This is a genomic window from Lysinibacillus sp. LZ02 (genome assembly GCF_050613145.1).
GTDB lineage: Bacteria > Bacillota > Bacilli > Bacillales_A > Planococcaceae > Lysinibacillus_B.
On sequence record NZ_CP192507.1, the window covers coordinates 1,804,463 to 1,826,321 of the forward strand.

Consider the following 21,859-nt stretch of genomic DNA (forward strand, 5'->3'; position numbering starts at 1 on the left):
TGTTAGACTTGACGATGACACTGTAAATTTCAGTAAAGTAAAAAATGTTATGAGGAACCTATATAAATCATCTTAAAACTGTCGACATTGAACGGTCAAAAAACCTGGTGCGAGCAAAACCTTGCCGTATCCGAGCAAAAGCCTGCGGTAAACGGTCAAAAAGCCAAGGTATCCGAGCAAAAAGGCGCTGTATCCGGTCAAAAAAATCTGGCGCGAGCAAAAGCCTACAGTAAACAGTCAAAACATTCATTTTTCACCAAAAGGCTAGCAAATGAGACGATAAGCACGCAATATGTAGGCTGATTGTTAAAGTCAATCGTTATACTGGAAGATTAAATGCACATATATATTCTAGGTGGTGATAGAATAGGGTGTTTTTAGGAGCCCCTGATCCATAATGGCCCTTAGTTTTGTTGATATGAATCAAGTTGTTTTCAATATCAATATCCGTTGCCCATTGTAAAGCGCGCCATTCACTAACACCGCACCCCAGTCAAAAATAATAAATTCAAACATACAATTACAGTAGTATGCCGGCTTTTTTGTTTATATTGCGTTATCACCGACAAGAATTATGACGGACACCGACGGAAAAAGTAGTAATATAGAAAGAGAATTTTCGGAAAACCACCTTTGTAATTTTGGTACTAATGTTGGTATGATAAAAGTACCATCAATATAAGTTAATATTGCTTAAAAATTAAACAAACTAGTAGGAAGAAAAGAATGCATTATAAATGTATTTTCAGATGGATGTTTCCTCTTGCTTTATTTAGTTTAGTTAGTGTATTTGGCTTAACAGTTTTTTGCATCAGAAGCTGGTGTATCACAAGAGCAAAAAGAAAAGTACTATAGGCAATATCATAATGATTTAAAAGACTTACAAAAACAGTATGCAGGACAAGAAGTACTAAATGTTTCAGTATCTGATTTTGAATATTTTAAATAAACTGATTATATTTAATGATCAGAATATAAAGAAATATCAATCGAAGTAATAACAAGTAAAGTTGCTGTATCAAATAATTCTTTTCCTGTACGAAGTATTGTAACAAGCATTACAAAATCATTTCATGTTACAAATACAACGGGCAATATTGACCGGGACAAGCCCTGGAACAATTGCAACGTCTACAGGTTCAAGTGCTAGTTCTTGGAGCCAAACATATGCAGGCATATCCGGATGGCCTCAAAGTCAACCTTATACTTACTTCCCACATAGCTTTGCGGGAATCTATGTCTACCAAGGCGCAATATTCCCTGTTTCTGCTAACTTTACAGTAAGTATTGCTAAGAACGGCTCACTATATTAATTACATGTGTTTGAAGGGACGGCGTTACGCAGTCCTTTTTGTCTAAATAAAACCTCTCCATGAAGTCCTTTTATACCAATCGAAAAATTTGGGTATTTAGAAGGAATCGGAGTAACTATATAGAACTATGTGTATAGAAATAGAAAAGAGGTGGAAATGTGCATGACAAATGTATCGTATTAGTGGAGTTCATATTTCGTGTAGATCAGTACGAAGTTGAGGGGAATGCTGCATTATTTTTTAGTAAAAATGATGTAATCCCATTGACAGATGAAGCGATTCTAAAGGAGATAAAAGCACAGTATGGATATGACGCCATCGAGATTTTACACCGACAGAAAGAAACAGCTTAAAAGTTAAGCCCCCACATTTATACTGTGGAGGGCTATTTTTAGTTTATAAGGTACCCCATTTTAATATGCTAAAAATCCAATACGTATGTAAATGTTGATATTAAAGGATAGATTATAAAAAATATTCACTACGAATCAAATAGAACTCAGGAGCAAAACACACCGCCGAAGTGGTTGTCGTAACAAGGTTTTAAGTGAATATCCCATTTACGCTACGAACATGCTAGTAGCGTTTTTTATTTGTATTAAATTGTGCTATTAATGGCAAGCAAGTTTAACCTAATTTTAACCTTTGTTGATTATAGTTAGATTAAAAAATATGTGAAGTGAGGTGCATAGAAAGATGGGAATAAAATCAAGTGTTAAAGTACAAGGAAATAAACAATTAAAAATTACTAAACGCCAAATGTTGCTGAATATGAGGACAGTAAAGTTACAAAGATTTTTCAAAATCAAAGGATTATTTTTAGGGGGATTTGGTACTCAAGTAGATGGAATAGGCAATTTTTTCTGTGAGTCATGCCTCTTACCAAAACTACAAGAAGCAATTGATTTTATGTTAGAACGGCTAGATATCGACACAATGCGCTCGTTTACAATTATAGAAAAACGAAGTAGCAATTACTCAGAAAAGGTTTTTCACATAAAAAACAATATAACAAACACAAATATTATTCATTTCTATGTGCAAGTAGAAAATCTCTTAGATAAAGGCTACTACTACCACTACCATACTTTTGAAGACAACTTCGCTACACAGTATGATTTAGGAGGAATTTATCGGAACCAAAACACGTCGCTGAATCGGTTGATGTAAAGAAGTAAAGCTTTGAAATGCTATATTACTAAAGTCTGATGCTACTAAAAAAGAAAAGTAGGCACTTTTTAAGTATTATACAAGTTTAAAGTTTCAGGTTAAGGTTTTTCTACAGCTCAGTGAATTGTGGAAAATCCTTTTGTTAGGAATATACTTGATCTGTTAATTAAATGGAATGGGCTTTGCCGCTGCTACAGTTACAATTATCTTAAGTTAGTTATTTATTTAAGCATAAGATTTGTTTTAATGAGTTTTTTAGAAAATAAGGGGAGCTCGTCAAGCCTTTATGAATACAGCGAAGATTATAGTGAAAAAAGGTGATTTGGCAACATGACCAATTCACCTTTTTCTATTAATCTATATACTTCCCGACAAAGCGCCAAACCGTTTCCCAATACGTATCGGGGTCTACTTTTACAGCATCACCATGGGCAGCATTTGGAATAATGAGCTTTTCTTTTTCTACCTGTGCGGCATTGTAGACGTCATCTAACATTTCATATGGTACAAATGTGTCGCCATCACCGTGGATAAAGAGCATCGGTGTTTTGCTTTTAGCAACTTGTTTAACGGCGGATGCTTCGTAAATATCATAGCCAGCGCGGATATTTGAAACGGTGTTTGCCGCATGCAGGACTGGAAATTCGGGTAGGCCAAACAAATCATCCAGTTGATAAATAAACACATCGCTCACGGAACTATAACCACAATCCTCCACGATGACTTTCACATTTGAAGGAAGGTCTTCACCCGAGGCCATCATTACTGTTGCAGCCCCCATTGAAACACCAAATAATACAATTTCGGCATCTGGATTGATGTTACGTATTTCATCAATCCATTGTAGAAGATCTAAGCGATCATGCCAGCCCATGCCGATATATTCACCTTCACTATCACCGTGTCCACGAAGATCTGGGGCTAATACATGATAGCCGTTTTCGTAAAATGGGCGAATCCAGCGTGTCATCTTATCCGCTCGACTCGTATAACCATGAGCAATCAGGACCCATTTATCATTTTGCTCTCCGTTCTCATACAGATTGGCATGTAATTTCAACTTCAATTTATCTTTTGATTCAATCAATAAAGAGGACGGCGGATACTCTTCTTCGAATTGATCGTCTAAATCGGATGATTGTTGTTCAATGATAGGGTCAATAGCAGTGCTATCCGCTAAATGTGGATTGTCCTCCATAAACTCTTTTTCATCTGTGGCGCTTAATGCATAATTATAAAAATAATTACCGACAGCAAAATATGCAACGCCTATTAAGACGACAAAAATGGTTAAAAAGATCAGTAATTTTTTTTTCATATGTACACTCCTGATAGATTGATATAAAGCAATATTGATATTGTACCAAATACATCAAAAACCGTCTGTCTTTGTTTTGTATCGTTTGTGGTAAGTAGGAACAGATTTCAAATACTAGTTACGGTAACGAATTTTAGAGATACCTTTATTTTGGATAAAAAATGAAAATGCAACTTTTATTCGTAATTTTCGTTTAAATAAGAAAGTATGTATATTTGGGGAGGGGTTAAGCGTGGAAGAAAAACAAGATAATTGGTTAGATTGGGTCAAAACAATTGGAATCGCATTTGTATTAGCTGTAGGGGTACGGTATTTTATTTTTACACCCATTGTTGTACAAGGTGCGTCAATGATGCCAACGTTGGAAGATGGGGAAATGTTGGCGGTCGATAAAATCACTCCTAAACTAACAGATTTAGAGCGCTTTGATGTCATTGTATTTAAAGAGACAGAAGAAGAGAATTATGTGAAGCGAGTAATCGGTTTGCCTGGCGATCACATTCAGTACATAGACGATGTGCTATATGTGAATGGTGAAAAATACGATGAACCGTATTTAGATAAATATAAAGCGGAGTTAAAGGATCCTGGTACATTGACGGAAGATTTTACGTTAGAGGACTACTTACAAGAGACGACTGTACCGGAAGGGCATTTGTTTGTATTAGGCGATAATCGTCGTGTAAGTATAGATAGTCGCTTACCAGCTGTGGGATTTGTTCCGATGGATACAGTCATTGGGGAAGTAAGATTCGTATATTGGCCGCTTTCCAATGCTGAATTAATAAGTAATTAATAGGTTAAACGAGACGACACTAAAAATAGTAGTGTCGTTTTTTGTTATTTCATGTAAAATATAGTGCGTAAGGTTTATAACTTGTAAACAGTAGATAGATATTTTGGTAGGTAAGGGGGTATTTCTATGAAGGGCTCAATCATTTTTACTACTACGGTTTGGATTTATGTAATTACAATAATTGTTCATATTTTATTATTACAGCTAGACGATGCACGCAATTATATAGGAATCACAATGATTATTCCTTTACTCGTTGTCTTACTATATCAAGCCGTCATCAAGAAAATGAAGGTAGAATACAGCTTTGCAATTCGAAAGTCAACATTTTATCCGACAGTGCTAGCCATCCTATTACCGATTTTTTTAGGGGTAGGTTTGCAGCTATATTTTTACTTTATGTATGGGGAATATTTTTTATTTACGACATATCATGAGTTGATTTCTTTACTATTCATTGGGATGACGATTAGTACATTGTCTGCGCTTTTAGAGGAAATTGTTTGGCGCGGGAATTACTATGAGTATTTACGACGAAAGTATAGCTTTATAAAAACAGCATTGATTACAGCGAGCATATGGTCCATTTGGCATTTACCAATCGCCTTTTTTTATAAAACTTATACGCATAAGTTCATGGGCATCGTCATCTATTTGTTATTATTATTTACGATTTCTATCATTCTTACATACATAAGAGAGAAAGGCGATTCAGTTATACCAGCAGCCATTTTACACGGTATGTTAAATGTATTTTATTTGCATGATCCTACACCAGGAACGATTGCAGTGGAAATTTTAGATATGACCAAATGGGTAGTATTTGTCGTGACTTGTATTATACTGTTTATGTTGGTAGAACTAAGAGCCACAAAAGTACGTGTTATTTAAGCAAGTATAAAAGCCGCCAAACCGTTATAAATGGTTTGGCGGCTTTTGTAAAATAACGATAAATAGAAGAACTAAGTAATAAAACCTTTCACATAACATAAAATAAGGTATAAAGACCTTTTTAACCGGAAGTTGAAAAAGTGGAATGTTTTAGGTAAAAAAGACTAATGTTGTGTAAATTTTTTTGTTTATAAGTTCGGATTCAGAGGTGAGTGATAAAATGGTATCTGATTCTCAATCGTTTTATATACACAAAGCAAAAATTCAACACAATTTTAGAAAAATAGCATTGGTTAGTAAAGTAATGACGGGTATTGTATTATTTATTTTATTAGTAGAAACAGTCATTTTTATTTTTACTAAAGAACAAGCCTCTAGTGAGATTCTCACTAATGTCTGGGGGTATTTATTGTTACTAGCGTTCAATTTGATTTGTCATTATTATATACAAGTAAAACGGGTAAATGTAACAGAAGAAAATTACCGAAAAATGGATTTATATATTATGTTATATATTGGGACTTTAACAAGTTTAGGGGTCATGATTGCACTGACAAGTCAGCCGGACAACAATCAGCTCATGATGTATACGCTAATTATGTTAATTTGTTGTTCTTACTTTGTATTAACGAATAAACAAATACTTCCTCCAATCGTAATTACTAGTTTCGTATTAGTAACAGGGTTATATGTCATGCAAGGAAACTCACCACAATTTTATGGGCAATTACTCTATTTGGCGATATTATTTCCTATTACGTATTTACTGTCTCGCGCTTTTTATTTTTCTTTTCATCATATGAACAAAATGCAAGCAAGACTGAAAAGTGAAATTGATATGACACGAAAATTATCACAAGAACTTAGCGAAGCAAATCAAAAATTAGCTATTCAAGCCTCACTCGATCCACTCACAAATCTGTATAACCGCCGCGCGATTAATGAATATATGGAACAGCTTGAAGCCCAAATGTTAGATAACCCTTATTTACTATCAGCAATTGTCTTAGATATTGATTATTTTAAACTTTATAACGATACGTATGGCCATACTAGCGGAGATGAAGTATTACGCAAAATCGGTCGTGTACTGAAGGGCGTTGCGACTAAATACAACGTTTTTGCTGCGCGGTGGGGAGGAGAGGAATTTACACTGCTAATTGTTGAACAGCAGGAGGACAAGATTCGTGAAATTTGTGAAGAAATGATTCGCGAAGTGCATTTGCTACAAATTGAACATAAAGCGTCAAAGGTTGACCGTGTGATTACAGTCAGTATAGGCGCACATACGCAAATAGTTGCGACAGCAAATGATATTTTACTCTGTATCGAGCAAGCGGATATGGCATTATACAGTGTAAAGGAAAAGGGACGTAATGCATTTGAGCATAAAATGTACATGTAGTGTAGGCCTATCTTTTGGGGAGGCTGTATTTGCAATTGGAAGGATGGGTATCCACATAAGAAAGCACATCTTCTCATCCTATTTTGATGGAGCTGTGTCTTATATAGCTGGTGGCGTCTATTTAGATAATAGTTATATGATTGTGTTGATTCATACCCCAATGCTGAAATTGTAAATCAATCCATTTCTAAAAATAGAAAAGGAGCAATTTGCAAGGGGTTCCTTAGTAAAATTGAACAAGATGCTATGGCTAGTAAAGTTATCGTTAGAATGATAGGTTATTTACAGGGGGGATTTTTTTGGATAAATATTTCTCTGTTAAATTACTATTTGAATCAACAGCAACATCTTCAAAAAACGAGGGGAAGATCTTTGAAGAAAGAATTTTTCTGTTAAATGGCAAGAGCAGGGAAGCGGTTTGCGATTTAGTAAATAAACATTTCCAACCAGATTCATACGAAAATGCTGATGGTGGAATAAACACTGTAGAACTAGTAAAGATTTTAGATGTTTTTGAATTAGTGGACGATTTAAGTGAATCTCTAAATTTAAAGGAGGTCTATAGTCGATATATTTTGTTCGACAAACCTACTACTGCAGAAGAAGCAATTGAATTATATTCTTTAGATAAATAAGAATTATACGTTGCCTAAAGAATGATTTATTCAATAGCGTATGTGAATAGCAATACCAATTGAAAAACTTTAACGTTTAGAAGTGATTTATTAATGCCTGTCCTTCTGGCTAAGAGTGTTATCATAAACTTTTGAAGGTTCGCCCATTTTACTTGTTAAATCATCCACCAAGATCATACTATATTGTTCAGCAGAAAATAGCACATTGGTGGTAGGTGATGAATTTTCACTCGTAGCGCAAGCAGATAGTGGAACGATGGTGCTGAAATAAGCCATTACACAAAAAACATTGCAGTTTTCATCGCAAAGAGAAAGATTTAACTTCAAAAATATCTGAAAATATACAACGGAAACTGTTAACATATATAATGGATAAGATAACTGAGTACGAAGGGAAGTTTAGTAATGCAACAATATTTAGCGCTATGTGAGCACATTTTGCAGCATGGATTTGAAAAGGAAGACCGAACAGGAACAGGGACGAAAAGCATTTTTGGCTATCAAATGCGCTTTAATTTACAAGAAGGGTTTCCGCTATTAACAACAAAACGCACTTTTTTTAAGTTGATTAAGACGGAGCTTTTATGGTTTTTAAAAGGTGACACAAATGTGCGAACACTCATTCAAGATAAAAATTATATTTGGAACGAGTGGGCGTTTGATAAATGGGTTAAATCGGACGATTATAACGGACCAGATATGACAGATTTCGGATTACGCGCGGCGAAAGATGAGGCATTTGCCAAAGTAGTCGATGAGCAAATGAACATCTTTAATGAAAAAATTTTAGCAGATGATGATTTTGCACAAAAGTACGGTGATTTAGGTCCGGTATATGGCAAGCAATGGCGTAGCTGGCCAGCTCCTAATGGTGAATCGATTGACCAAATTGCGAACGTAATCGAGCAAATTAAGAAAAATCCTGATTCTCGCCGTTTAATCGTATCAGCATGGAACCCAGCGGAAGTAGACTCGATGGCTCTGCCGCCTTGTCATTCATTTTTCCAATTTTACGTAGCAGACGGCAAGCTTTCTTGTCAGCTGTATCAACGGAGTGGCGACGTTTTCTTAGGTGTTCCGTTTAATATCGCGTCGTATGCATTGCTTACACATTTAATTGCAAAAGAATGTGGTTTAGACGTCGGTGAGTTTGTGCACACATTAGGAGATGCACATATTTACAAAAATCACTTTGACCAAGTATATGAGCAATTAAGCCGTGATCCACGTGAGCTACCACAGCTACATTTAGCGGACAAGTCGATTTTCGATATGACAGCTGAGGATATTACATTAGAAGGCTACAATCCACATCCGCCAATTAAAGCACCGATTGCGGTGTAAATATTGAAGGAGGGTGTCCTAAAAGTCATAACAGATGACTTAGGACACCCTCCTATTTTTTGAGAGATCATTATACATTGCTATTTAGAACTCTTTCTAGAAATCACATTCCATCAATGTTCGAGTGTAGGCGAATTCGTAAGTTTTTTCTAACATACAATCCGTCAAATTGCTTAAATAACCTGAATCTGACCCGAAATACATAATTAAAAACTGAACCATATTTTGACGCTCTTTTTCTGAAATCATGTTAAATCCCCCTCTTTGATATATAACAATTATTTTTTATTATAATGTATTATATAACAGATAGGGGATAAAAACCACTAATTTTACCTAAATTTTAAAAATATTTTGAAAATTAAGGCGTTGATGTAAAATCAATCTGTTTATTAAGTGAAAAATGGATGACTGATTTACATATTGAGCTAACGAAAATTTCCTTAGCGTTCCATTTCATCGTAAAAGGGTGGAGGAGATGTAGGGAAGTTCTGTATAGTTGCAGTTGCTTACTCGAAAGTTTATTTAAAATAAAACAGCCATCAACCAGTGAATCTGGAAGATGGCTGTATAAGAGCAATTGGCTGCAAACATTCCTTAAAAATAAGTGTTTTTCACATGTATAGCCTTTTACAAATGGTAAAGAGGTTGTTACTTGGAAATGTGAATAGATCACATTTGCTTTTTCTTTCATCGTTTTTGTCGTGCGTTTCTTTTTGTTATTTTTGCTACCGCAGCTGAGCTTGTGTCATTGTAGACTGAACAGCTACTTGAGTATTTTGATATTGCGGGGGTGTTTTTGGCTCAACAAACAATGTGGAGTAATAGGCATCCGCAATCGTAATAAAATAAATAACAAAAAGTAATTTCTTCATTCAATGGTCCAAGATTTTCGTTTCTCCTTTTAAGTTCTATCTATTTAAACTGAATGATTATTATACGAATAGAATAGGAAGAAGTTTCATAGATTTTAAAATTTATTTTTTAGAGGGTTCCTTTTTTATTCAAAGAAAAACGTCAGAGAGTAGGGCAAAAAAATGAATATCTGTATTTCTTAACCAGCCTGTTAATAAGGTAATAAAAGTAAAATAACAAGCAAGAGTAGAGCACATGGAAGCAACGCAACCATTCTCTACTCCTTTTTTATTTCCATTTTAATCGCATTTACAAGGATACAAATACAGCAAGAAGTTAGGTATAATTAGAAATTGAAAAGACATACGAGCACTTAAAATACGAATAAAACAATCCTTATGAAAGTGTAAATTAATATTTAAAAAGATGCAAAATGATTAGCTTAAAGCTTGTAACGAAAGGAAGATAAACCTGAATTGACAAATAAAAATAAAACGGTTGTCCGTTCCATGGATATATTAAATCTATTTATCGATCATACTGAACTGTCATTTCAAGAAATCATTGAGTTATCAGGAATCCCTAAAACCTCTGTTTTTCGCATGTTGAAATCATTGGAGGAAATGGAGTTTTTAGAAAAGGGAATTGATGCAAAATATCGGTTAGGCATTCTCTTTCTTAAATTTGGACATCTCGTATCCATGCGCCTAGATATTCGAAAAATTGCAGAGCCCATTATGAATGCGTTACATAATGACGTAAAAGAAGCGATTAATTTAACTGTTCGTGATGGTGACGATGCGGTTTATATTGAGAAAGTCGATACGAAGCAAAAGGTTCGACTGTATACAGCCATTGGTCGAAAAAGTCCTCTTTATGCTGGGGCGTGTCCTCGTGCGGTATTATCCTTTTTACCAGATGATGAAATCAAGGAATATCTTGAATCAATCGAACTTACATCATTTGCGATGGGCACGATTACGGATAAAGAAAAACTTTATGAAGCGATTGTGCAGGCAAGAGAGCGTGGTTATACAATCAGCCATTCTGAACTAGAAAATTATACGTCCGCTATTGCAGCACCGATTTACGACCATAAAGGAGAAGTTGTTGCATCCATGAGTATCGCAGGACTGGAAACTAATTATCAAGGGGAAAATGTTGAAATTTTCGTCCAGAAACTGAAGAAGGCTACGGCAGAGATTTCTAAACAATTAGGATACGAACAGTTTTAAAATGGAGGCGTCTCTGTTAGATAAGACGTCCCTTTTTGAATCATAAAATCTAAAAAATTATTGTCATTAGCAAACAAAAAGCATGGTCACCTATAATGACGCATGCTTTTTTCAGTTAAGCATTATAAGTAGAAACAAACCAAGAACATTTATTTTTCTGCTAATAGTTTTATGAGTAGTTGATCAAATTTGTTTGGGCTGAGTATTTCGTGTGTAATGAACTCCCCGTTATAAAACAAACCGAAAGTTGTCCAAATTGTTGGTGAATTTTGTGCCTCTTCTTTAGTTGTTATTCTAAAAGTTTTAAAAGGGACACTCTTGTTTTCTGCTATTTTTCTTAGTTCTTCCAATATACCAACAGCAAATGGGCACTGAACAGTGTAATAAATAGTTATGCCTTCATCATAAGAAAAAGTTTTTACCTGTTTATTAAAGTAAGGTGTAACAGCTTGTTTATTCCATGATAATGCTATCAATTGAAAATATGGTTCTGCTTGGTCTACTAACTCAAACCCCATATGTTCAAAAAAACGTTTATCACTTAAATACGGATAATTTTTCTTGCCTACAATATGTACAATCCCATCCATCCCACGATTGATTGCATCCTCTTTACAAAAATTTAATAATTGCTGGGCATATCCATTGTTTTTATATCTTCCTGAAACCCACAAACAGTTAATATACATATAATTCGGTGCTTGAATAGGAACCCACGCCATTTCAGCAGGCAGGTATTCAACAAATACTTTTGCACGTTCATCCAAGCGATAAAAAACTAATCCTTCATCCATTCGTTCTGAAAGCCATTGCTTCTTCTCGCTTACTGCACTTTCATATTGTTTTGCCCCTAATGCACAGCATATGTGCTCGGTTTCTATCTTACTTTTGGTAATTTGAATAAATTCCATTTCTTCCACCCTCATATTCGATAATTTTAAGAATTGGTCAAATAATACCTTAATAGATATAGGTTCTGACAAATTCATAGGTTTCGTTCATTGGAAATTGATAGCTCTCCACAATTATTTGAATGATTTTTTAAAAGATGGCTGTGTTAAAGAATAGTGTTATTATTTATTAACTTTAAGAAATATCGGTATAGTAAGAACGAATATTCGTACCGGAGAGTCCACAATGAATAAAGCGTTTAGCAATTTATTAAAACATATCGATAAATTATTGTATACAGATAAGGAATGAGTGCTTCAATGGGTGAAATGCTATGTTGAACCTTCCTCAACAGTCAATGGTCGCCAACGATATTGCGGCAAGGTTTGTCGTAAACGTTTATGGATATTACAAATACAATTCTTTACTGCACTCGAAAAGGTAATGAATGGATTACTTGTATTGAATGTATATTTAAAGAATATTCCCTGCGAAAATCAGCAGAAATTGTGGGAGTTACTTCGGTGACATTGTTCTATTGGAGACACAAGTTATTATCAGCCCTTAAACAAATGGATTTTAAACAATTTGATGGTATCGTTGAAGTGGACGAGACTTATTTTTTATACTCTCACAAAAGTCAACGTGACATTAGTGAACGTAAACCGCATAAGCGAGGCGTTAAACCCAAGCATAGAGGGATAAGCAGTGAACCAGTTTGTGTTCTTGTAGCTAGAGACCGAACTAAATCAATCGTTTCAAAGGTAGCTTGTATGGGGCGTGTTGTGAAAGCGAAAGTTGACTGTATGATAGGCTCTAAATTAATAACTTACTTGTAACAGACGCTTGGAGAGCTTATAAAACGTATGCAAATGAAAATACTACCGCATTAAATCAGACGATGGAAAACAAGTTATAAAAGGTTTATATCATGTCCAAAATGTAAACGGACTTCATTCACGTTTAAAATACTGGATAAGTCATTTTAAAGGGGGGAGCTACTAAATACCTTGCTCGTTTTTTATTTTTGAAATGACAGAAACCTATCGAAGCTTGCGGTTATCGGAATTCAATGTGTAATGCTTATTTGAATATTAGGTAATTTAATTGAAAAACCAAACATTAGGGAGTTTATTGAAATGAGTATGATAACTTATATTGGCTTTAATTTTTCAGTAAAGCTAAGTGAAGATGATGCAGATGATGAATTTTTGGTTGAGTATGTTTGCCCCGATGAAGAAAATCGTAATATAGTTAAACAAAAGCATTTTACTACACCTTATATTTATGCGATTTTAGAAAATGGAAATCCTATTTGGCAATTGACGGATTATCACAAGACTTATTCGCCACACAACTACGAAAAATCCAAAAAAACTTTTCTTGATTTATGTCACTCACTAAAAGAGTTACTGCCACAAGGCGATTTTTGTGAAGTTTATATTTGTTGGGACGGAGAAGAAGACGTAGAACGTGAGGTTGAGTTGAAAATAAATTTAAATGAACAAATTGAAACAATTGAAATATATGAAAAATGCTTTATCCGAATAGAAAACTAAAGGCTCAACTCAAAATGAGTATAATTTGTAGTAGCTGAATAAAAATGGGGAACCTCAACAAATCAGGTTCCCTTAATTATTTGGTTAAAAAATCAACAATTAAATTTAACAGAGCCTAAAAGATAAGAACGTATAAATTTATTCTAGTTTAAAGAGTGTCTAGGCATTCGCACCAAAATTTATTTTGTTTCCAGCACTTGTCGTAGCTAAGCCAGTGTGAATGCGCTCTTTTTACTTACATTAGCTACTTCCTTTTTAAACGAAGGCCAAAAGCTAGTTCTTTTAATTTTTTTTCGCGATGAATGAATGCCCATTGCGCTTCTTCTAGCGTAACTTCTTTAAAGTTTATGCGACCATTTGCTTGCATTTGTGCTAATGATGGTAAATCGGCAGAAATGACTTGTCCGATTTTAGGATACCCACCAGTCGTTTGACGATCTGCCATTAAAATAATTGGTTGCCCACTGGAAGGTACTTGAATCGTTCCAAATGTCACCCCTTCAGATAATAATTCAAACTGCTCCTTTAATGAAATGGTCTCTCCTTCCAATCGATAGCCCATTCGATCTGCATGTGTTGTAATTGTGTAAGGAGTGGAAAAGAATTTTTTTAAACGATCCTCGTCAAACTTTTCGTATTCAGAACCTCGAATGATGCGGATGGTTTGTGTTTTTTCGAATGTAACGAAGTGCGTGTAATCAACTGACCATGACAGGTAGGCTGGATCCTTTGCTAATTGGTTAAATAGCTCCTCTCCTAAAGCTGTTCGTTTATTACATTCAAACACATCATTTTTTTGCAATTTTCTTCCTTGGAACCCACCAATCTCAGCACGGATGTAGGTGCTTTTGCTACCCATTACGTTGGGTACTTGAATGCCACCGCTAAACGATACGTAAGCGCGGCAGCCACTAATGGCAGCGTTGAATTTCAAAATAGATCCTTTTCGAATTAAAAGTGGTCGCCACATCGGTGCATTTTTTCCGTCGATTGTAGGTTGTAAATTGCCACCTGTAATGGCAATCAGTTCATCACTTTCAAATAATAGAGTAGTGCCGTAAAGTGTTACCTCCAGAGCACCTTCTCCCTCCGAGTTTTCAACGAGTAGATTCGCGATTCGTAAAGACATCGCATCCATTGCGCCTCCTACGATTACACCAAACTTCTGTAGGCCGTATCTTCCTAAGTCTTGAATCGTTGCCAGCATACCTGGCTGCAATACTTTTATTCCCATGTTTTCATCTCCCAATCTCTTTTGTATTGCTCCATTGATATTGGGACAAATTGAATTCGATCCCCCGGTTGTAATAGTGTTGGAGGCGATTGTTCAGGTAAAAACAAACGACAAGGAGTTCGTCCGATAATTTGCCATCCACCTGGCGTTTCTAATGGATAAACCCCTGTTTGATTTCCCGCAATACCAACAGATCCTGGCGCGATGGCTAAACGTGGTGTTTCTTTACGTGGTGTTGCAATTTGTGTATCCATCCCGCCCATAAAAGGAAAACCTGGAGCAAAGCCAATCATATAAACAAGATATTCTACAGAAGAATGAATTTTGATGACTTCTTCAGGTGTTAAGCCATGATAATTAGCTACAAATTCTAAATCTGGCCCCATTTCGCCACCATATATTACAGGGATTTTTACAACACGTTCCTTTGTTGTTTCGATGACGTGAGATTGATTCATTAACGAAAGAATGTTTGTTTTCACAATGTCATAAGGCATTTTGACTCCTTTTTCTAAATGTGAAAAGTATACATCAATCGGATTGTAGTAAACTGTCACACTATTATAGGCAGGCACAGCCTCGATAAATCCTTCAAATGGATTTTTCTCTAATAAATTCAATATATTTTTAACTTTATTGTGAGTCGCTTCATTGATTCCTTCACCTACTTGAATAACAAGTGCAGCATCGCTCAAAGGTCTTATTTGTACATTTTCTTTTATATTTGACATGAAAATCATCTCCTATAGTTTCAAAATTCGGTATATGAGTTTTAAATAACGGATTATTAATATTATATTTTAACGACAAACAAAAACAAGTTGAATTTTAATAAAAATAAAAAATTTGTGTTATTTCTAAAAAATTTAAAAATTATGCTTTTCTCCAAAAAAAAAGTGTGATAATATTTTTTTAAATTTCAAAACTCAAGTTCCGAATAGCGGTACTAAAATTTGTAAACGCATTCATATTTAGAACTTTTGTGGGAAGAAAGTGGGGAAGAAAATGTTTCGAGTTGATTTAAACTGTGACTTAGGGGAAAGTTTTGGTCGGTATCGACTAGGAGAGCAAGAGGAAATCTTAAAGTATGTAACATCTGCAAATATTGCTTGTGGTTTTCATGGTGGGGATCCAACGGTCATGCGAGAAACCGTTAAGCTAGCGATTGCGAATGGTGTAAAAATTGGGGCACACCCGGGATTACCAGATTTAAATGGCTTTGGCAGACGAGAGATGAATATCACACCTCAAGAAGCCTATGATATGGTCATTTATCAGGTTGGGGCATTGCAAGGTTTTTTAACAATCTATAATGAAACGATGCAGCATGTGAAGCCACATGGCGCACTTTATAATATGGCTGCTAAAAATCCAGCCATTGCGGAGGCTATCGCACAAGCCATTTATGATATTTCACCTTCACTTGTGTTATTCGGTCTCTCTAGTAGTGAATTAACAAAGGCCGGGGAAAAAATAGGTCTTCAAACAGCGCATGAAGTGTTTGCAGATCGTACCTATCAACAGGATGGTTCTTTAACATCTCGTAAACAACCAGATGCATTGATTACGGATACAGAACAAGCTGTAAATCAAGTTGTGAGAATGGTAAAAGAAGGCATGGTAATGTCACAGCAGCAAATCGACATCCCATTACAAGCAAATACAATTTGTATTCATGGGGATGGGGAGCATGCGGTTGAATTTGCAAAATATATCCATGCAAAATTAACAGAAAACCAAATCACAATACGTGCTATCAAGGAGGGGTAATTCAATGGAAACAAATAAAATGGAAACGATTACAGAAGGAATGGAACAAAAAAATAAAAGTAAATTTGTTAAGAAAACAGCAAGTAAAAGTGTGTTACTCGGTGCAGCCTTTTTAATGGCTACCTCGTCTATCGGGCCTGGGTTTTTAACACAAACAACGGTATTCACACAGCAATTAGCAGCTAGCTTTGGATTTGTTATTTTAATTTCATTAATTTTAGATATTGTCGCTCAGGTGAACGTTTGGCGAATTATTGCTGTTTCTGGCTTGCGTGGGCAAGAGATTGCCAATAAGATATTGCCTGGATTAGGCATAATCCTTGCGATTATGATTGTTATGGGTGGTTTGGCATTTAATATTGGTAACGTTGCTGGAGCAGGTTTAGGGTTAAATGCAATGATGGGCATAGATCCGATTACGGGTGCGGTTGTAAGTGCACTGTTTGCTATTTTTGTATTTATTTATAAAGAAGCAGGGAAGGCAATGGATAAGGTTGCTCAAATTGCTGGCGGTATCATGATTTTACTTATGCTTTATGTTGCTTTTAGTACTTCACCACCTGTAGGAGAGGCGATTGTGAGCACGGTTATGCCTAAAGAAATTAGCTGGTTTGCAATTGTTACTTTAGTTGGTGGATCAGTGGGTGGTTACATTACATTTGCTGGCGGTCACCGTCTTTTGGATGCAGGTATTAAAGGACAAGAATCTTTACCAGAAGTAACAAAAAGTTCTGTAACAGGGATTTTAATTACAGGTATTATGCGTATTGCATTATTTTTAGCTGTTCTTGGTGTTGTTTCAAAAGGTTTAGCAATCGATCCTGATAATCCACCTGCATCTGTTTTCCAACTTGCTGCGGGTAATATTGGTTATCGTATGTTTGGTATGATTATGTGGGCTGCAGCAATCACTTCTGTTGTAGGTGCGGCTTATACATCTGTTTCATTTATTCGTTCATTCCACCCGAAAATCGAGAAATATCATAATTGGGTGATTATCGCATTTATCATCGTTTCAACAGCAACTTTTGCCTTCATCGGTAAGCCTGTAAATGTGTTGATTTTAGTAGGAGCATTAAATGCACTGATTTTACCGTTATCACTTAGTATTATATTAATTGCAGCATACAAAAAAGACATTGTTGGTACGTATAAGCATCCACTTTGGTTAACTGTAACAGGGGCCATTGTAGTTGTTCTTATGGGATATTTAAGCATTATCACACTAATTGAACAAATTCCGAAAATTTTTAGCTAATCTAGCAACCATCCATGCGTCTCTTGATCATGGATGGTTCATTTATAAGGAGTGAATAGACGATGACTACTTTTAGCACTATAGAACCAAATGAAATCCGTAAATTGATTCGCGATCAAGAAATAACGGGACCGACTTCTGGCATGTCTATCGGATTTACACAAGCAAATTTAGTAATTTTAAAGAAGGAGCATGCTTTTGATTTTCTACTGTTTTGTCAGCGAAACCCAAAGCCGTGTCCACTATTAGACGTGACAGAACCGGGATCATTTATACCGTCTAAAATTGCAAAAAATGCAGATATTCGCAAGGACATTCCGAAATACCGTATTTATCGTGATGGTATTTTTACAGAGGAAGTAGTAGATATTACGGATTATTGGGAAGAGGATATGGTCGGATTTTTAATAGGCTGTAGCTTTACATTTGAAACACCGCTTCTTGAAGCAGGTATTCCAATTAGACATATTCAAGAAAATTGTAATGTGCCAATGTATAAAACAAATATCCCGTGCGAAAAGGCTGGTATGTTTGAAGGACCGACTGTTGTCAGCATGCGTCCTATGACACCTGAGGATGCAATTCGTGCCATCCAAATTACTTCACGTTTCCCAAATGTACACGGTGCACCAATTCATATTGGCAATCCAGAACAAATTGGTATTTCAGACATTTCAAAACCAGATTTCGGTGATGCCGTGTCCATTAAGCCAGGGGAAGTTCCAGTATTTTGGGCATGCGGCGTAACTCCTCAAGCAGTTTCCATGGAAAGCAAACCTTCTATTATGATTACGCATGCACCAGGCCATATGCTAATTACGGATATAAAGGAAACAAGCTTGAGTATACTATAAATGATGATTTTATAAGCAAGTGCCCACCAATTGATTTGGTGGGCATTACTTATGCGCACGATTTTAGAGTTATGGCAGAATCGGATGCTTTAAAACTATAATATATTAATGAAGGAATTCATTGAAGCTAATAAAAAAAGTTAAACATAACGCACTTTTTTAGTTAGGTAAATTGTACTGATTGTAATATATACGGATAAAATCTCATTTATCACTCACACTAATGGTGGAGGTGAGAGGAAAATGGGAAGTAATAAACATAAAAACAATAAAACGCAAGATAACAAAAAACAACAAAATCAAAATCAAAATGCCAACAGAGAGCGTGCAAACAGAGAAGAGTTTGCTCAGGAAGTAGACTTCGATTTTAATCGTAATCAAAATGAAAATAAACAGCAGTAATGGTAGGTTTTATTTTCTTTAATGAAAACTATTGATACCATTTTACTCACAATTCATTGTGTACTAAACCTCAATACACACTTTTTAAAGTGTGTATTGAGGTTTTTCTTCGTCAAATACTTCATTTATAGATTTCTTAAGTTTTACAGGCCAGTATGTAGGCTAATAGTGTGATGAAAAATAGACAGATGCTACTAGATAAATCCTCTTAAAACTGCCGACATTGAAAGGTCAAAAAGCTGCGGTATCCAAGCAAAAATTCGCTGCATGCGGTCAAAATCCTCGGTACGAGCAAAACACTGCCGTATCCGAGCAAAAGCCCGCGGTAAACGGTCAAAAAGCTACGGTATCCGAGCAAAAAGTCACTGCATACGGTCAAAACCCCCGGCACGAGCCAAAACATTCATTTTTAGCTAAAATGCAAGCTAATTTTTAAAGTCAATCATTATGCTAGAACATTCAACTACACTTATATATACGAAATAAAAGTAACATTACATGGTAGTTTTACTATTTTAAAAATTAAGTTGTTTTTCATTTTAAAGGGCTATATGATGATTTCAGACATCGATGTACTTTAAATGAAAGGGAAAAAATATGAAGGCTCAAATTGAAAAAATACCGTCTTGTACAATTGCATATATGAGACAGACTGGTCCTTATGGGGTGGAAAATGCACAACTAATGGAGAAATTTAAAGGTTGGGTTAAAGCTAATAACTTATTTACTGATCAATCTATTCTCCTCGGCATTGCCCAAGATAATCCAGCATTTGTAACACCAGAAAATTGTCGATACGATGCATGTTTAATTGTTCCTGACGATTACCGTGTAAATATTGATGAGATAAAATTGGGTAGCGTTCGTGGAGGAAGATACGCTGTTTTTAAAATAAATCATACGGTAGAAGCTGTTCAAAAGGCTTGGGGTGAAGTGTTTCTAGAATTAGAAAACCAAGGATTTAGATTAGATGAAACAAGACCTATCCTGGAGCGGTATACAGTGGAACTTGTTAATAACCATACTTGTGAAATTTGTATTCCAATCAAGTGACTCTATTATTTATAGTAGCTTTTTGAATGACTCTAGTTAAATTATATAAAATTGGATATTTTTACTTGACCTTAATTGACAGAACATTCAAAATGTAATTAATACTGATAGAATTGATACGAGGAGTGGAGAGATGGAATTTTTATCTTTTAGACAAACAGAGGATATTGCTTATGTGACATTAGAAAATCCAATGGAATTTAATACGTTAACAATGCAACTACTGCAGGAATTAGATACGCTATTAAAAAAAATTGGTGCTGAAAGAGAAGTAAAGGTAGTTGTCATTGAAGGATCAGAAAAAGTATTTTGCGCGGGACATAGTTTAAGAGAAATCGAGTCTAAAACGGAAAATGAAGTGTTACAATTATTCCAAACGTGCCAGCTTTTAATGCGGACAATGAGAGAAATTCCACAACTTGTCATTTCAAAAGTACGAAAAGCGGCTGTTGCAGCGGGAGCACAATTAGTTGCAGCTAGTGATATGGCGATTGCAAGTGATGAAGCGAAATTTGCGACGCCGGGTATTAATAGCGGTTTGTTTTGCAGTACACCCGCAGTATTTTTAAGTAGAAATATTGGACGAAAAAAGGCGGTAGAGTTATTATTCACTGGGAACTTTATGTCTGCAGAGGAAGGGTTACAGCATGGCTTAGTGAATAAAGTGGTACCTGCTGAGCTACTAGATGAAGAAACAGAAAAATTAGCAAAGCAAGTCACAAAACAAAGCTTAAATATTATTGAATTAGGTAAACGACAATTTTACCAACAAATTAATATGGAAGATTTCCAAGCACTTAATTATGCGACAGAAGTAATCGCTCTTAACAGCAAACATCCTGATGCACAAGAGGGGATTAGAGCCTTTTTTGAAAAAAGACCGCCTGTATGGCAGGATACGAAAAACACGGTTTTATAAACGGAAAACTATCAAACGATATATAGCAATATAATCAAAAAAAAAACGGATTCCTAACGTGGAATTCGTTTTCTTTATTCATTGAACGAAACGTTTTTAGTTCAAATAGAAAATGACCAAATTCCTTAAACGAGGCGAAAAAGCATCTTTTGAATGAGTTGCCCCCGAATTTTACGGACAAAAAGTAAGTTATGATTAAGAAAAGGAAAGTTTTATTGTAAAATCTAATTTAGTGAGTTTCATTATATTAGATTCAGGAGGATTTACATTGAAAAATAAAGTTTTGTATAAAGTAGGGTGGGTATTTATTATTATTGCTTGCTTACTTTGGATTTCACTTGTCGTGATACCATTTTTGCCATTTTCACTTGGTATGAAAGCTGCTGCTGTCACAGGAGCCATTGTATTAGCAGAGGTTTTTTTCTGGATAGGCGCTATATTTGTTGGCAAAGAAGTGATCACAAAATATAAAAAATATTTAAATCCAAAAAATTGGCAGAAAAATAAATAAGCAAAAGAAGAAGCTGTGTCTTTCTAATAGTATTTGAAAAATCGCTTTCACGCATAAAGCATATGCTTTGAAGTCATATTAACTTCAAAGGAGCTGATTGGAATGCCGCACAAAAGTGAAAATCAACATGTAGAAGCAACACGACATGCCGATGGTAAACGAGAAAATATTATTAATGACCCATTAGCTACGGCTAGTTCGAAAATAGGGGTTCAATTGAATTCAAAAGTAGAGTTTGGCAAAGAAAAAAATCCATTCGACTACACGCCTAAAGTAGATCCTAAAATGAAGCGCTTTGAACAATTAATGCAAGGCACTGAAAAAGAATAATTGATTCTTTTGACAACAATGCTGAGTTGAACATAAAGCGTTATTTAGAGAGGGATATAAAGCTAAAGAAAACGAAGCACCTAATAGACAGGACTGGTCTATTAGGTGCTTTTTCG

Annotated in this window: 22 protein-coding genes and 1 pseudogene; 18 read left to right on the forward strand and 5 right to left on the reverse strand. The window is 35.3% G+C overall.

Annotated elements, in window-relative coordinates:
• Positions 1-1,471 precede the first annotated feature (1,471 nt).
• On the forward strand, positions 1,472-1,666 hold the full coding sequence (locus ACQQ2I_RS08770; protein WP_431030148.1) for a hypothetical protein: 195 nt from the start codon (positions 1,472-1,474) through the stop codon (positions 1,664-1,666).
• Positions 1,667-2,009: 343 nt separating this feature from the next.
• A complete protein-coding gene (locus ACQQ2I_RS08775; protein ID WP_431030149.1) occupies positions 2,010-2,483 on the forward strand; it encodes a YpjP family protein in 474 nt (157 codons plus the stop codon).
• A 352-nt stretch (positions 2,484-2,835) separates the two neighbouring features.
• On the opposite strand, the gene ACQQ2I_RS08780 is transcribed toward ACQQ2I_RS08775, so the two are convergent.
• Positions 2,836-3,801, reverse strand: a complete 966-nt coding sequence (locus tag ACQQ2I_RS08780) for an alpha/beta hydrolase (RefSeq protein ID WP_431030150.1) — start codon at positions 3,799-3,801, stop codon at positions 2,836-2,838.
• A 232-nt stretch (positions 3,802-4,033) separates the two neighbouring features.
• Here ACQQ2I_RS08780 and lepB point away from each other — a divergent pair, with 232 nt between their 5' ends.
• The 5 genes from lepB to ACQQ2I_RS08805 all read left to right on the forward strand — a co-directional run bounded on the left by lepB (position 4,034) and on the right by ACQQ2I_RS08805 (position 8,872).
• Positions 4,034-4,597 (forward strand): signal peptidase I, encoded by a 564-nt coding sequence (gene lepB, locus ACQQ2I_RS08785; protein WP_431030151.1) that lies wholly within the window; start codon positions 4,034-4,036, stop codon positions 4,595-4,597.
• A gap of 126 nt (positions 4,598-4,723) precedes the next feature.
• Complete coding sequence (locus tag ACQQ2I_RS08790; protein ID WP_431030152.1) at positions 4,724-5,488, forward strand: CPBP family intramembrane glutamic endopeptidase; 765 nt, start codon at positions 4,724-4,726, stop codon at positions 5,486-5,488.
• 220 nt (positions 5,489-5,708) lie between these two features.
• Positions 5,709-6,893 (forward strand): GGDEF domain-containing protein, encoded by a 1,185-nt coding sequence (locus ACQQ2I_RS08795; RefSeq protein WP_431030153.1) that lies wholly within the window; start codon positions 5,709-5,711, stop codon positions 6,891-6,893.
• 299 nt (positions 6,894-7,192) lie between these two features.
• Positions 7,193-7,528: a DUF4288 domain-containing protein gene (locus ACQQ2I_RS08800; RefSeq protein ID WP_431030154.1), complete on the forward strand. Its 336-nt coding sequence runs from the start codon at positions 7,193-7,195 to the stop codon at positions 7,526-7,528.
• A 405-nt stretch (positions 7,529-7,933) separates the two neighbouring features.
• Entirely contained in the window at positions 7,934-8,872 is a 939-nt protein-coding gene (locus ACQQ2I_RS08805; protein WP_431030155.1) for a thymidylate synthase, read from the forward strand.
• A gap of 96 nt (positions 8,873-8,968) precedes the next feature.
• Here ACQQ2I_RS08805 and ACQQ2I_RS08810 read toward each other — a convergent pair whose 3' ends face one another.
• Complete coding sequence (locus ACQQ2I_RS08810; protein WP_431030156.1) at positions 8,969-9,121, reverse strand: BH0509 family protein; 153 nt, start codon at positions 9,119-9,121, stop codon at positions 8,969-8,971.
• Between the two features lie 1,082 nt (positions 9,122-10,203).
• Between ACQQ2I_RS08810 and ACQQ2I_RS08815 the strand changes: the two genes are divergently transcribed.
• Positions 10,204-10,962, forward strand: coding sequence for an IclR family transcriptional regulator (locus ACQQ2I_RS08815; RefSeq protein ID WP_431030157.1), 759 nt, complete (start codon positions 10,204-10,206; stop codon positions 10,960-10,962).
• 149 nt (positions 10,963-11,111) lie between these two features.
• Here ACQQ2I_RS08815 and ACQQ2I_RS08820 read toward each other — a convergent pair whose 3' ends face one another.
• Complete coding sequence (locus ACQQ2I_RS08820) at positions 11,112-11,873, reverse strand: GNAT family N-acetyltransferase (RefSeq protein ID WP_431030158.1); 762 nt, start codon at positions 11,871-11,873, stop codon at positions 11,112-11,114.
• Positions 11,874-12,099: 226 nt separating this feature from the next.
• Here ACQQ2I_RS08820 and ACQQ2I_RS08825 point away from each other — a divergent pair.
• Together ACQQ2I_RS08825 and ACQQ2I_RS08830 are read left to right on the forward strand one after the other, a co-directional pair.
• A pseudogene (locus ACQQ2I_RS08825) lies at positions 12,100-12,933 on the forward strand (IS1595 family transposase).
• Positions 12,934-12,992: 59 nt separating this feature from the next.
• Positions 12,993-13,412: a hypothetical protein gene (locus ACQQ2I_RS08830; RefSeq protein WP_431030159.1), complete on the forward strand. Its 420-nt coding sequence runs from the start codon at positions 12,993-12,995 to the stop codon at positions 13,410-13,412.
• 244 nt (positions 13,413-13,656) lie between these two features.
• On the opposite strand, the gene ACQQ2I_RS08835 is transcribed toward ACQQ2I_RS08830, so the two are convergent.
• Positions 13,657-14,646 (reverse strand): biotin-dependent carboxyltransferase family protein, encoded by a 990-nt coding sequence (locus ACQQ2I_RS08835; RefSeq protein WP_431030160.1) that lies wholly within the window; start codon positions 14,644-14,646, stop codon positions 13,657-13,659.
• A complete protein-coding gene (gene pxpB / locus ACQQ2I_RS08840; RefSeq protein ID WP_431030161.1) occupies positions 14,637-15,377 on the reverse strand; it encodes a 5-oxoprolinase subunit PxpB in 741 nt (246 codons plus the stop codon). The genes ACQQ2I_RS08835 and pxpB overlap by 10 nt, the downstream gene beginning before the upstream one ends.
• Before the next feature lie 274 nt (positions 15,378-15,651).
• On the opposite strand from pxpB, the gene pxpA reads away from it, so the two are divergent.
• From pxpA to ACQQ2I_RS08880, 8 genes are all read left to right on the forward strand, one after another.
• Entirely contained in the window at positions 15,652-16,416 is a 765-nt protein-coding gene (pxpA, locus tag ACQQ2I_RS08845; protein ID WP_431030162.1) for a 5-oxoprolinase subunit PxpA, read from the forward strand.
• Between the two features lie 40 nt (positions 16,417-16,456).
• A complete protein-coding gene (locus ACQQ2I_RS08850) occupies positions 16,457-17,674 on the forward strand; it encodes an NRAMP family divalent metal transporter (protein WP_431030479.1) in 1,218 nt (405 codons plus the stop codon).
• Positions 17,675-17,736: 62 nt separating this feature from the next.
• Complete coding sequence (locus tag ACQQ2I_RS08855) at positions 17,737-18,528, forward strand: putative hydro-lyase (RefSeq protein WP_431030163.1); 792 nt, start codon at positions 17,737-17,739, stop codon at positions 18,526-18,528.
• A 243-nt stretch (positions 18,529-18,771) separates the two neighbouring features.
• Positions 18,772-18,930, forward strand: a complete 159-nt coding sequence (locus ACQQ2I_RS08860; protein ID WP_431030164.1) for a hypothetical protein — start codon at positions 18,772-18,774, stop codon at positions 18,928-18,930.
• A 597-nt stretch (positions 18,931-19,527) separates the two neighbouring features.
• The gene (locus ACQQ2I_RS08865; RefSeq protein ID WP_431030165.1) at positions 19,528-19,983 is read left to right on the forward strand and encodes an AraC family transcriptional regulator; all 456 of its coding nucleotides are present in this window, start codon (positions 19,528-19,530) and stop codon (positions 19,981-19,983) included.
• Positions 19,984-20,116: 133 nt separating this feature from the next.
• Positions 20,117-20,902: an enoyl-CoA hydratase-related protein gene (locus ACQQ2I_RS08870; protein ID WP_431030166.1), complete on the forward strand. Its 786-nt coding sequence runs from the start codon at positions 20,117-20,119 to the stop codon at positions 20,900-20,902.
• A gap of 268 nt (positions 20,903-21,170) precedes the next feature.
• Entirely contained in the window at positions 21,171-21,413 is a 243-nt protein-coding gene (locus ACQQ2I_RS08875) for a transporter suffix domain-containing protein (protein WP_431030167.1), read from the forward strand.
• A gap of 102 nt (positions 21,414-21,515) precedes the next feature.
• Positions 21,516-21,743 carry a hypothetical protein gene (locus ACQQ2I_RS08880; protein ID WP_431030168.1) on the forward strand — a complete coding sequence of 76 codons (228 nt, stop codon included), beginning with the start codon at positions 21,516-21,518 and terminating at the stop codon, positions 21,741-21,743.
• Positions 21,744-21,859 lie beyond the last annotated feature (116 nt).